The sequence below is a fragment of the Burkholderia sp. Ac-20345 genome, assembly GCF_017104825.1.
GTDB lineage: Bacteria > Pseudomonadota > Gammaproteobacteria > Burkholderiales > Burkholderiaceae > Burkholderia > Burkholderia lata_B.
The window spans coordinates 1-11,147 of the sequence record NZ_JAAGPO010000269.1; the positions used below are offsets into that span (position 1 = coordinate 1).

The following is an 11,147-nucleotide window of genomic DNA, read 5'->3' on the forward strand; positions in this document are numbered from 1 at the left end:
GCCGCGATGCCGCGCGAGGCGCCCTGCCAGCGGGGTCACGACCACCGCCACCAGAAACACCGCGTAGATCGCGCCGATCCCGACCGTGCCGAAGCCGAACGGCGCGCGGGCCAGGCGCAGGCCGACGAACGTGAACGTCGCGACCTGCGACGCGAGCACGCACGCGCCGATCGCGAACGACGCCAGCAGCGGGCCGCGCGTGACGATGCGCCAAGACGGCCCCGCACCGCTTTCCGCATCGTGTTCGACGCGACGCGCGATCGCGCCGGACGCCGGCAGGCTCGCGTAGATCGCAACGCCCGTGACGAGACACAGCGCCGCGACGACGTCGAGCGCATGTCGCCAGCCCCACATCGACGTCATCAGGTTGGTCGTGAAGCGGCCGGCGAACCCGCCGAGCGTCGTGCCGGCGACGAACAGCGCGCTGATCTCGGCCGACGTGCCGCGATCGAAACGCTCGGCGATATAGGCGATCGACAGCGCGAAGACGAACGGCATGACCAGGCCGGCGGCAAAGCGCGCGCCGAGAAACGACGCGAAACTGCCCGCATGCGCGGACCACACGACCGGCAGCGCGACGGCCATCGCCGCGAGCGAGATCGCGACGCGCCGCTCGATGCGCGCGGCCAGCACGCCGACGAACGGCGCGATAATGGCGACGGCCGTCGTGGTGGCGCTCACGCCCTGCCCCGCGCGCTCCGCGCTGACGCCGAAGGTGGCCGCGAGTTCGTGCAGGATCCCCTGCGTCGAATACAGATTGAGAAACGCGGCGAAGCCGCAGAGAAAGAACGCGATGCGCGTGGTCCTGTCGTTCATCGGAGCTGCCTGGTCGTCGATGCCGACAGTCTGACGAGTGCGCCGCGTGCACGCCAATACCGTTTTCACCGCCATTGATACCGGAACGACAACAATGCTCGACCTGCGCCGCCTCCGCTATTTCGTGGTCGTTGCCGACGAACTGCATTTCGGCCGCGCGGCGTTGCGCCTGCGGGTCGCGCAGCCACCGCTGACACGCCATATCGCCGCGCTGGAAAGCGAGCTCGGCGTGCGGCTGTTCGAGCGTTCGACGCGCGCGGTGCGGCTGACGCCGGAAGGCGCCGCGTTCCTCGACCATGCGCGCAACGTCGTCAGCGCAGCCGCCGAAGCCGAGGCGAGCGCGCGCAAGATCGCGCAAGGCATCGCCGGGCGGATCGTGATCGGCTATGCGAGTTCGATCCCGATGTCCGACACGTTCCCGGACGTCATCCGCCACGCGAGCCGCACGATGCCCGACGTCGAGCTCGCGTTCCGCGAGGCGGCGACCGCCAGCCAGCGCCAGCAGATCGCGGACGGCACGATGGACATCGGTTTCGGCTGGGCATGGGACGGTGCGCCTGGTGTGCCGGTTGCGTCGCTCGTCGTGTCGCGCGAGCCTCTCGTCGCGGCTGTGCCGGCCGCCGATCCGCTCGCGGGCCGTGCGAGCGTCGAAGTCGCGGAGCTTGCGAGCGCAACCTTCGTCACCTTTCCGCCCGGTTACGGCTCGGCATTGACCGCGGCACTTGACGACCTGTGCGCGCAAGCCGGATTCGCGCCGCGGATCGGCGCGACCGCCGCACAGATCACGACGCTCGTGTCGCTGGTGGCCGCCGAGCGCGGCATCGCGATCGTGCCGGGCTTCACGGCCACGCTGCAGCGTCCGGGCGTCGTCTACGTGCCGCTCGCCGGCACCCGCGCGGTCGAGCAGATCGTGTCGTGGAACGAGCCGTTCGCGTCGGCGTGCGTCGAGCGCTTCGTCGCACTGGCACGCTCGCTTGCGCAGCCGGCATCGGCCTGATGCATTGCGAACGACACGCGTCGAGCCTCACGCGATCGATCGGGAAAATCGCCCGCGTCACACATTCCGGAACTGTGTGGAATCGGCAAGATCGTTACGTATCGGGAATCAAATAACAAAAAGAACTCCTGACTATTCACTATTCGACGCGAATCCTCCAAGATGGGCACGCCGCCGGCCGGGAATGCCCGGTCGCCCGACCGGCGGCGATACGCGGGCCAGCGTATCCCTCTTCCACTTGGAGAACACAATGAACAACAATGTGTTGCCGCGTTTCATCCCGCGCGCATTCGCCGCGGGTTGCCTTCTTGCAGTGGCGAGCGTGTCCCAGGGCGCCGGCGTCTATGCCCCCTATGTCGACGTGACGCTCTATCCGACGCCGCTCGTCGACCAGATCGGCGTCCGGCAAGGCATCCAGCAGTTCACGCTCGCGTTCGTGGTCGCGGGCAACGGTTGTGTGCCGTCGTGGGGCGGCGTGCAGCCGATCGGCAACGGCGCGAGCGGCGGCCTGCTGACCGCGCTGTCGACGTCGATCGCGAGCTATCGCGCGAAAGGCGGCGAAGTGGCCGTGTCGTTCGGCGGTGCGAACGGCACGCCGCTGATGCAGGCTTGCTCGACGGTCCCCGCGCTGGCGAGCGCATACCAGACCGTGATCGACACGTACGGCCTCACGCACCTCGACTTCGACATCGAAGGCGCGTCGCAGATGGACACGGCCGCGGTCGCACGCAACTTCCAGGCGGTCACGCAGCTGCAGGCGAGCTATGCGGCGAAAGGCAAGCCGCTGCACGTCACGCTGACGCTGCCGACGATGCCGACCGGGCTTACGCAGGACGGCCTGAACGTCGTCAACGCGGCGATCTCGAACAAGACCGTGTTCGATGCGGTGAACGTGATGGCGATGGACTACGGCCCCGCGAACATCGACATGGGCACGGCCGCGATCAGTGCCGCGCAGGCGCTGTACTCGCAACTCGATACGGCCTTCAAGTCGGCCGGCCAGCCGAAGACCAATGCCCAGCTCTGGCAGATGGTCGGCGTCACGCCAATGATCGGCGTAAACGACGTGCAGGGCGAAACCTTCACGCTTGCGAATGCGCAGAGCGTGCTGAACGCGGCGGTCAGCAACGGCTACGGCTTCTTCGGCAACTGGTCGGTCGGTCGCGATCAGGCGTGCGCGTCCGGCGGCACGTCTGCATCGCCGACCTGCTCGGGCGTCGCGCAGCAGCCGTACGCATTCGCGACGATCTTCAAGCAGCTCGACGGCAAGTGGGGCGCGGGCGTCACGCAGGATCCGAACTACGGCGGCGGCTCGGACGGCGGCACGCCGCAGCCGGGCGCGCCCTGGGCGGCCGGCCAGGTCTATACGGCCGGCGCGACGGTCACCTACCAGGGCACGACGTATCAGGCGCAATGGTGGACGCAGGGCGACGTGCCCGGCCAGGCCGCCGTGTGGAAGCCGGTCGGCGGCGGCACGGCCACGTGGTCGGCAACCACCGCGTATTCGGGCGGCACCTGCGTGATGTACCAGGGCGCGAAATACTGCGCGAAATGGTGGACGCAGGGCGACAACCCGAGTGCGGGCGGTGTGTGGGTGAAATCGTGATGCGGCGTAGCGGCCGTCGCTAGGCCCCGGGCCTGCGCATCAGGGGCCGTTCACGGCGATCGATGCCGGATCGCCGGCGGACGGCCCGCTGGTTGGCGCACCCTGCCCGCCCGCCGTCAGCCGCGCGCGTGCTCGGCCAGCAGCCGTGCCTTCGCGTCGACGAGCAGCGCCGCATGCGTATCGCGATGCTGGCGGATCCGCTCGGTCGGCCCGACCACCGACAGCCCGTACCAGTCGCCGTCGAGCGTCAGCGCGACCGCAATGGCCGACAGCTCGGGCGCGCTCTCGCCGAAGTTCTCGGCCCAGCCGCGTTCGCGAAACCGGGCGGTTTGCGCGACGAGCGCAGGGAGATCCGCCACCGTCGCGTCGGTGAAGCGCTCGAACGGCAACGGCGCGCCGAGCGCCTGCTGCGCGTCGCAGTCTAGCTCCGCGAAAATCGCCTTGCCGATCGAGTTCGCATGCAGCGGGCGCAGCTCGCCCGACGCACGTGTATAGCGGATCGCCTGCTCGGATTCGACGACGTCGAGGTACGTGACGGACACACCCTGGATCTTGCCGAGCACGGCCGTCTCGCGGCTCGCGTCGCGCAGCGCGACGAGATGCGGATGGACGATGTCGACGACCGGATCGGTCGCGTCGATCGCGGCGGCGATCGTCTGCAGGCGGCGCGTCGGGTAGTAGCCGCCGCGCTTGCGCACTTCGTACAGGTAGCCGCGGCTCACGAGCGTGCGCGCCATCGCGAGGCAGCTCGACGCCGGCACATTGAGCAGGCGCGCGAGTTCGGTGAGCGGCAGCGGCCGCCGTTCGGCGGCGAACAGCTCGAACAGGTCGAGCGTGCGGGCAACGAGTTTGACGTCCATGACGAGTGCTTGAATCGGAACGGGAAACCGCGCACCGGGCCGGCCGCCGGGTCGATACGGTCAGTACGACTTCGGCAGCCCGAGCACCTTCTCCGCGATGTAGCACAGGATCAGTTGCGGACTCACGGGCGCGAGCCTCGGAATCATACACTCGCGCAGGTAGCGCTCGACATGGTATTCCTTCGCGTAGCCCATCCCGCCGTGCGTCGCGACCGCCGTCTGACAGGCCTGGAACGCGGCTTCCGCGCCGAGGTATTTCGCGGCGTTGGCCTCCGCGCCGCATGGCTGCCCCGCGTCGTAGCGCGTCGCGGCCTTCATCACCATCAGCCACGCGGCCTCGAGCTGCATCCACGCCTGCGCGAGCGGATGCTGGATCGACTGGTTCTGCCCGATCGGCCGGCCGAACACGACGCGCTCGCACGCATACTGCGTCGCGCGGCGCAGCGCGGCCTGCCCGAGCCCGATCGCCTCCGCGGCGATCAGGATCCGTTCGGGATTCAACCCGTGCAGCAGGTAGCGGAAGCCGTCGCCTTCGTTGCCGATCAGGTCGCCTTCCGGCACGCGCAGGTTGTCGATGAACAGCATGTTCGAATCGACCGCCTTGCGGCCCATCTTCTCGATCTCGCGCACCTCGACGCACGAGCGGTCGAGATCGGTATAGAACAGGCTCAGCCCGTCGGTCGGCTTCGCGACCTGGTCGAGCGGCGTCGTGCGCGCGATGATCAGCATCTTGTTCGCGACCTGTGCGGTCGAGATCCAGATCTTGCGCCCGCTCAGCACGTAGTGGTCGCCGTCGCGGCGTGCCTGCGTGGTCAGGTGCGTGGTGTCGAGGCCCGCATCGGGTTCCGTCACCGCGAAGCACGCCTTGTCGCGCCCGGCGATCAGCGGCGGCAGGAAGCGCGCCTTCTGCGCGTCGTTGCCGAACACCTGCACGGGGTTCAGCCCGAAGATGTTCATGTGGACGGCCGACGCGCCGGACAGGCCGGCGCCCGATGCGCTGATCGTGCGCATCATCAGCGCGGCCTCGGTCATCCCGAGCCCGGCACCGCCATGGGCCGGATCCATCGCGATGCCGAGCCAGCCGGCCTCCGCGAGCGCCGCGTGGAAATCGGCCGGAAACCCGCCCGCGCGATCGCGTTCGAGCCAGTAGTCGTCGCCGAAGCGCGCGCAGATTTTCTCGATCGCGCTTTCGATCGCGCGCTGGTCATCGGTCAGGTCGAACTGCATGGAATGCACTCCCGGAAAAAGGTGAGCGGTCGCGCCGCTCTCAAGAAAAAGCCAGGCGGCGCCGACGTTTCCGCTCCGAAGGACGTCCCTTTGCCGGGCGCGTCGGCACGAAGCGGCCAGTCTCGGCCGCTCACAACGGAAACACGCCCACGATCACCGCGGCGAACACCATCAGCACGGTGGCGGCGAACAGGAACGGAATCGTGAATTTCTGATGCTCGGCGAGTTCGACGCCGGTCAGGCCGACGATCAGGAACGTCGCGGGCGTGAGCGGGCTCACCGGGAAGCCCGTCGTCATCTGGCCGAGCAGCGCGGCCTGCGCCATCTGGATCGGCGGCACGCCCAGCAGCTTCGCGCTTTCCGCGAGCACCGGCAGCACGCCGAAGTAGAACGAATCGGGGTCGAACAGCAGGCTGAGCGGCATCGACAGCAGCCCGAGCACGAACGGCATGTGGCGCGCATGCTCGACCGGCACGTGCGCGACCACCACGTCCGCCATCGCCTTCAGCATCCCGGTGCCGGACATGATGCCGGTGAACGCGCCGGCCGCGAGCAGCACGCTCGCCATCATCAGCGCGGCCTTGGCATGTGCGTCGATCCGCTCGCGCTGGGCCTGCACGTCCGGGTAATTGATCACGAGCGCGGCGACCGTGCCGAGCATGAACATCACCATCGGGTCGACGATGCCCGACACGAGCGTGACGAGCACGACGAGCGTCAGCGCGAGATTGATCCGGAACCGCTCCGGCCGGCGCAACGCGCGTTCGGCGTCGGTCAGCGCACGCGGCGCAATCGCGAGCGACGCCGCACCGGCACGATCGAGCCCGAGCCGCTTCGCCTCGCGCACGCCGAGCACGTATGCGGTGCCGAACACGAACACGAGCCCGACGATCTGCACCGGAATCATCGGCATGAAGATCGCGGAGCCGGGAATGTGCAACGCCGCCGACGCGCGCAGCATCGGCCCGACCCACGGCAGGAAATTGACGCCGGCCGCCATCGACGCGACGCACGCGAGGATGCGGCGATCCATCCCGAGCCGCGTATAGAGCGGCATCATCGCGGGCAGCGTGACGAGAAACGTGACGGCACCCGAGCCGTCGAGATGGATCAGCAGCGCGAGCAGCGCCGAGCCCATCACGATGCGCGGCGGATGGCAGCCGATCACGCGCAGCACGCCCGCGATGATCGGGTCGAGCATCCCGGCGTCGGTGAGGATTCCGAAAAAAAGAATCGCAAAAACGAACATCCCGGCGATCGGGCCGATGTTCTGTACGCCGTGCACGATGAACTTGCCGGTCGCGAGCCCGAAACCGGCCGCAAGCGATGCGGCCACCGGCACGACGATCAGTGCGACGAGCGGCGACAGCCGCTTCGTGATGATCAGGCCGAACAGCGCGACGATGGCGATCGCGCCGATCCATGCAAGCATGATGCGTCTCCTCTTCAGCCGGTGCGCCCGTGCGGGGCCCGGCGGGTGTTCGAAGGGTCGTGCGGCACACGTGGCCGTGCGGCGCCGTCGGGCGCGCGGCACGGCCGGCGGCCGTGATGCCGGTCAGTTCCGGTGCGTGTCGTGGCCGCCGTTGTTGGCGTCGGCGAACACCTGCGCCGCGTGTTCGTTCAGCGCGGGCGGCGGCCGCCGGTACGTGGCCGGCGTGCGGCCGAGCTTGATCGGTGACGCGATGCCGCGATGCCGGCCCAGCTCGACCTTCATCTGCCGATGCGCGACATGCGGATGGTCGAGCGCCGCATCGAGCCCGAGCACCGGCGCACACGGCACGCCGCGGCGCATCAACTGCTCGGCGAGTGCCGCGCCGTCGTGTCCGGCCAGCGCCGTTTCGAGCAGCGTGCGCAGCGCGGCGCGATTCGCGCTGCGCGCGCGGTTGTCCGCAAAGCGCGGATCATCGAGCCAGTCGCGCGTGCCGAGCACGTCGCACAGCGCCGCGAACTGCCCGTTGTTGCCGACCGCGAGAAAGATGTCGACGCTCGCCGTCGGAAAGCTGTCGTACGGCGTGATGTTCGGATGCGCGTTGCCGGTGCGCACGGGCGCGTTGCCCGAATGGAAGAAGTTCGGCGTATGCGGATGCAGGATCGACAGCGCGCAGTCGAACAGCGTCGATTCGACGAACTGGCCGCGGCCGCTCGCGTCGCGCTCGCGCAGCGCCATCAGCACGCCGAGCGCCGCGTTCAGCCCGGTGACGAGATCGACGATCGGCACGCCGACCCGCAGCGGTGCACCGCCGGCCTCGCCATTGACGCTCATCAGCCCCGCGAGTGCCTGCACGGCCGCGTCGTAGCCGGGCAGCCCGCCGAGCGGACCGTCCGCGCCGAAGCCCGACACACGGCAATGGACGAGGCGCGGAAACCGCGCATGCAGCGCGTCGAAACCGAGCCCCCAGCGCTCCATCGTGCCGATCTTGAAATTCTCGACGATGGCGTCCGCGTGTTCGAGCAGGCCGAGCAACCGCTCGCGGTCGGCCGGTTGCGTCAGGTCGAGCGCGATGCCGAGCTTGTTGCGGTTCACGCCGAGGAAGTACGACGCGGTATCGCCGTCGAACGGCGGGCCCCACGTACGCGTCTCGTCGCCGGACGGCGGTTCGACCTTGATCACCTCCGCGCCGTGGTCGGCCAGGATCTGCGTTGCATACGGGCCGCCCAGCACCCGCGACAGATCGATGATGCGCAATCCCGCCAGCGCGCCCTGCTGCTCCTGTTCCGCCATGCGTCCCGCTCCTGGTTCCGGTTGATCGGACTGCCGGTTCCGGCGGCCCGGCGCCTGCGGCGCGACCTTCCGGATTCGGCGAATAATTCTTGTGCGTGAATTTATATTCACACTCAGGAATTACGTTGTCAACCCCGGCGACACCCTGAATGCCATGCGGAAGACGCCGTGGTGCGCAAGTGGGGGCGACACCGAACACGGGCCGGTTGCGGTGGCATCCAGCCTTTCGCTAAGCTGGCGGGCAATCTTCATCTCAAAAAAATCGGACGGATTATTCATGAAACGGATACTGCTGGCGGCCTTCGTGCTGGCGTCGACGCTGGGCGTCGGACACGCGCAAACCCAGACGTTCCACTTCGGCGAAGGACAGACCGGGATGCCGGGCGCACGGCCCGCGCCCGCGCACCGGCACGCGGCGCCGCCGTCGCCCAATCATCGGCGCGCGGTTCACAAGCGCCGCCAGCCGCGCCACGCGAAACCGACGCGCAGCGGGATCTACACGCACGCGTGACCCGGCGTTCGTCTCGCGACGCCGTGCACGGAACTGTCACGAACGGCCGGTAACATCGATGCGGCTGCCTGTACACCGTCGCGGCCCGCTGCCGGGTAACGCGCCGCCGACGCGCATTTTCTCCACGATTCAGCACCTGTTTTGCCGAACATGAGTACCGGGCCGGACACTCTCGCCGTCATCAAGGAACGCGCCACGATCGTGTGCCGTCAGCGCAGCAGCGTGCTGCTGGTCGCCCGCACCGCGTCACGCTGGTCGCTGCCGGGCGGCACGATCCGGCGTGGCGAGACACCGCTCGATGCTGCACTGCGGGAGCTCGCCGAGGAAACGCGGCTGGAGGGGCTCGCACTCGACTACGCGGTGCAGTTCGGCGGGCTGACGAAGCTCCATCACGTGTTCGTGGCCGACGTGCCGGCGCACCTGACGCCGCGCGCGAGCAACGAGATCGCCCGCTGCAAGTGGTTCACCGTCGACCGGCTCGACACGCTTCGTGCAAGCGTGCCGACGCGCAAGATCATCGAGCTGCTGCGTCTCGACTGTTTTTCGGCGATCGCGAACGGCCGGCTGCGCTGACGTCGATCGCGCCCGCGCCGGTCACGCGTGCAGGAACGGGCCGGCCTTGCGTTCGAGCAGCGTGACGAGTTCGGGCTGCATGGTCGTGTAACGGCCCGGAATGTCGAGGCACACGATCTTCTTGTGCCGCAGATGCGCCCCGAATTGCGCCGCCAGCCTCGCCTTGTGCGCACGCTCCATCACGAACACGACGTCGGCCCAGTCGAGCTGCTCGGCGGACACGCGCGTGTCCGCATCGGGCGCGAGGCCCGCCGAGTCGGTTTCGACGCCCGGCCACGCGGCGAACACCGCTTCGGCCGTCGGGCTGCGCAGCCGGTTGCGGCTGCAGAGAAAGAGTGCCCGCGTCATGTCACTTCGAGGTGGCCGGGTGCCTGCCTGCTCACCCTTGCGGAATCGTGCCCGGACGAACGTACGCGAGCATGTGCGGCACGTAGTCGGCCTTGCCGAGTTCGACGCCATGGTGGCGCAGGATCGCGTAAGCGGCGATCGCGTGGAAGTAGAACTGCGGCAGCGCCCAGTCGCGCGCGTACTGTTCGCCCGTCATGTCGAACGCGATCCCGTTCGGCATTTCGAGCGCGATCGGCAGCGTGGCACCGCCATCGAGCGCATCCGGCGCCAGCTCACCGAGAAACGCGAGCGTGCCGGCGATGATCGCCTGCGCGTCGGCGAGCGAGCCGGGCTGCGCATCCGCATTCCATCCTGCCTCGCGCAATGACAGCAGCGCAGCCGGCAACGGTTCGCCGCGCAGCCGGTGGACGGGCTCCATCGCCTGGAAGCACGAGAAGCGCACCTGTGCCGCGAGCGGATACATGTCGGGCGCCAGCTTCAGCGACATCGCCGCATCGGGCGCGTCGCCTGCGGCCTGCCGATGTGCGACAGCCTTGTCGAGCCACGCGGACTGCGCGCGCAGCATCTGGGTGAAGGTCGGAACGAGAAGTTGAGTCGGTGACACGCGTGCGCTCCTGTGTTGTGGTTTGCGCCACGATAGCAGCGTCGGCACGAACCTGCACCCCCGCATGGGCGATGAACGCGATTTAATGCGGATTCGGTGATGTGGCGCATGGCGCGTGCGCGTGTCGCCCCTCGCAGGACGATCACGGCACGCGGTCGTCTCGACGCTACCTCAAGGCTTGCCGTGCCGAGCCAGGAACCGGTCGAGCTGCGATGCAAACGCCTTGCCGTCGCGCGCGCTGAACGGCGCCGGCCCGCCCGTGTCGATGCCCGCGCTGCGCAACTGATCCATCATCGCGCGCGTCGACAGGCGTTCCTCGATGTTCTCGCGGCTGAACCAGTTGCCGCGCGGGTCGAGCGCGTGCGCGCCCTTGTCGAGCACGGCGGCGGCCAGCGGGATGTCGGCGGTGATCACGAGGTCGCCCGCTTCCACCAGCTCGACGATGCGCGCATCGGCCACGTCGAAGCCGGCCGGTACCTGCACGGCCTTGATGAACGGCGACGGCGGCGTGCGCAGAAACTGGTTCGCGACCAGCGTCACGCAGATTTCGGCACGACGCGCGGCGCGAAACAGCATGTCCTTGATGACGGCGGGACACGCGTCGGCATCGACCAGTACTTGCATGGCGGGTTGTTCCAATGGGTTGAAGCAGAAGCGGCGATCATAGCGCACCGCCGGCCCGCCATCAGCCGGCGCGGCCGGTGCACAGCGCGTCGGCCGTCACCCACTGCGCGCCCCACGCGTCGGCCAGCCGCGCGCCCTGCCCGATCCGCACGGCCGCGTCGTCGAAATCGACGAACACGACGTGATCGGCCGCCGCCGGTTTCGCCGGCGTCTCGCGCGTGCGCCCGTCGGACAGCACCCACAGCCAGCGCTGCTTGCC

General features: G+C 68.7%; 12 protein-coding genes and 1 pseudogene. 4 read left to right on the forward strand and 9 right to left on the reverse strand.

Going from position 1 to position 11,147, the window contains the following annotated elements; genetic code table 11:
• Nucleotides 1-816 (reverse strand): MFS transporter (locus tag G3O06_RS43590; protein ID WP_205819786.1); only part of this gene is annotated, 816 nt, incomplete at its 3' end.
• 94 nt (nucleotides 817-910) lie between these two features.
• Between G3O06_RS43590 and G3O06_RS43595 the strand changes: the two genes are divergently transcribed.
• A complete protein-coding gene (locus tag G3O06_RS43595; protein WP_205819787.1) occupies nucleotides 911-1,813 on the forward strand; it encodes a LysR substrate-binding domain-containing protein in 903 nt (300 codons plus the stop codon).
• A gap of 250 nt (nucleotides 1,814-2,063) precedes the next feature.
• A complete protein-coding gene (locus G3O06_RS43600; protein ID WP_205819788.1) occupies nucleotides 2,064-3,419 on the forward strand; it encodes a chitinase in 1,356 nt (451 codons plus the stop codon).
• A 116-nt stretch (nucleotides 3,420-3,535) separates the two neighbouring features.
• Here the strand turns inward: G3O06_RS43600 and G3O06_RS43605 are convergent, their stop codons facing one another.
• The 4 genes from G3O06_RS43605 to G3O06_RS43620 form a co-directional block, all read right to left on the reverse strand.
• Entirely contained in the window at nucleotides 3,536-4,279 is a 744-nt protein-coding gene (locus tag G3O06_RS43605; protein WP_205819789.1) for an IclR family transcriptional regulator, read from the reverse strand.
• Between the two features lie 60 nt (nucleotides 4,280-4,339).
• The gene (locus G3O06_RS43610) at nucleotides 4,340-5,506 is read right to left on the reverse strand and encodes an acyl-CoA dehydrogenase family protein (protein ID WP_174969113.1); all 1,167 of its coding nucleotides are present in this window, start codon (nucleotides 5,504-5,506) and stop codon (nucleotides 4,340-4,342) included.
• A gap of 130 nt (nucleotides 5,507-5,636) precedes the next feature.
• A complete protein-coding gene (locus G3O06_RS43615; protein WP_043182818.1) occupies nucleotides 5,637-6,938 on the reverse strand; it encodes a citrate:proton symporter in 1,302 nt (433 codons plus the stop codon).
• A 123-nt stretch (nucleotides 6,939-7,061) separates the two neighbouring features.
• The gene (locus G3O06_RS43620; RefSeq protein WP_205819790.1) at nucleotides 7,062-8,228 is read right to left on the reverse strand and encodes a CoA transferase; all 1,167 of its coding nucleotides are present in this window, start codon (nucleotides 8,226-8,228) and stop codon (nucleotides 7,062-7,064) included.
• 277 nt (nucleotides 8,229-8,505) lie between these two features.
• On the opposite strand from G3O06_RS43620, the gene G3O06_RS43625 reads away from it, so the two are divergent.
• Nucleotides 8,506-8,739, forward strand: coding sequence for a hypothetical protein (locus tag G3O06_RS43625; RefSeq protein WP_205819791.1), 234 nt, complete (start codon nucleotides 8,506-8,508; stop codon nucleotides 8,737-8,739).
• A gap of 150 nt (nucleotides 8,740-8,889) precedes the next feature.
• A complete protein-coding gene (locus G3O06_RS43630; protein ID WP_043182812.1) occupies nucleotides 8,890-9,312 on the forward strand; it encodes an NUDIX hydrolase in 423 nt (140 codons plus the stop codon).
• 21 nt (nucleotides 9,313-9,333) lie between these two features.
• Here G3O06_RS43630 and G3O06_RS43635 read toward each other — a convergent pair whose 3' ends face one another.
• The 4 genes and pseudogenes from G3O06_RS43635 to G3O06_RS43650 all read right to left on the reverse strand — a co-directional run.
• A complete protein-coding gene (locus G3O06_RS43635; RefSeq protein WP_205819792.1) occupies nucleotides 9,334-9,660 on the reverse strand; it encodes a low molecular weight protein tyrosine phosphatase family protein in 327 nt (108 codons plus the stop codon).
• A gap of 31 nt (nucleotides 9,661-9,691) precedes the next feature.
• Nucleotides 9,692-10,264, reverse strand: coding sequence for a DUF1993 domain-containing protein (locus G3O06_RS43640; protein ID WP_174996976.1), 573 nt, complete (start codon nucleotides 10,262-10,264; stop codon nucleotides 9,692-9,694).
• A gap of 171 nt (nucleotides 10,265-10,435) precedes the next feature.
• Nucleotides 10,436-10,888 carry a YaiI/YqxD family protein gene (locus tag G3O06_RS43645; RefSeq protein WP_011351963.1) on the reverse strand — a complete coding sequence of 151 codons (453 nt, stop codon included), beginning with the start codon at nucleotides 10,886-10,888 and terminating at the stop codon, nucleotides 10,436-10,438.
• A gap of 61 nt (nucleotides 10,889-10,949) precedes the next feature.
• Nucleotides 10,950-11,147 (reverse strand): annotated as a pseudogene (locus G3O06_RS43650) (magnesium chelatase); the annotation flags it as partial.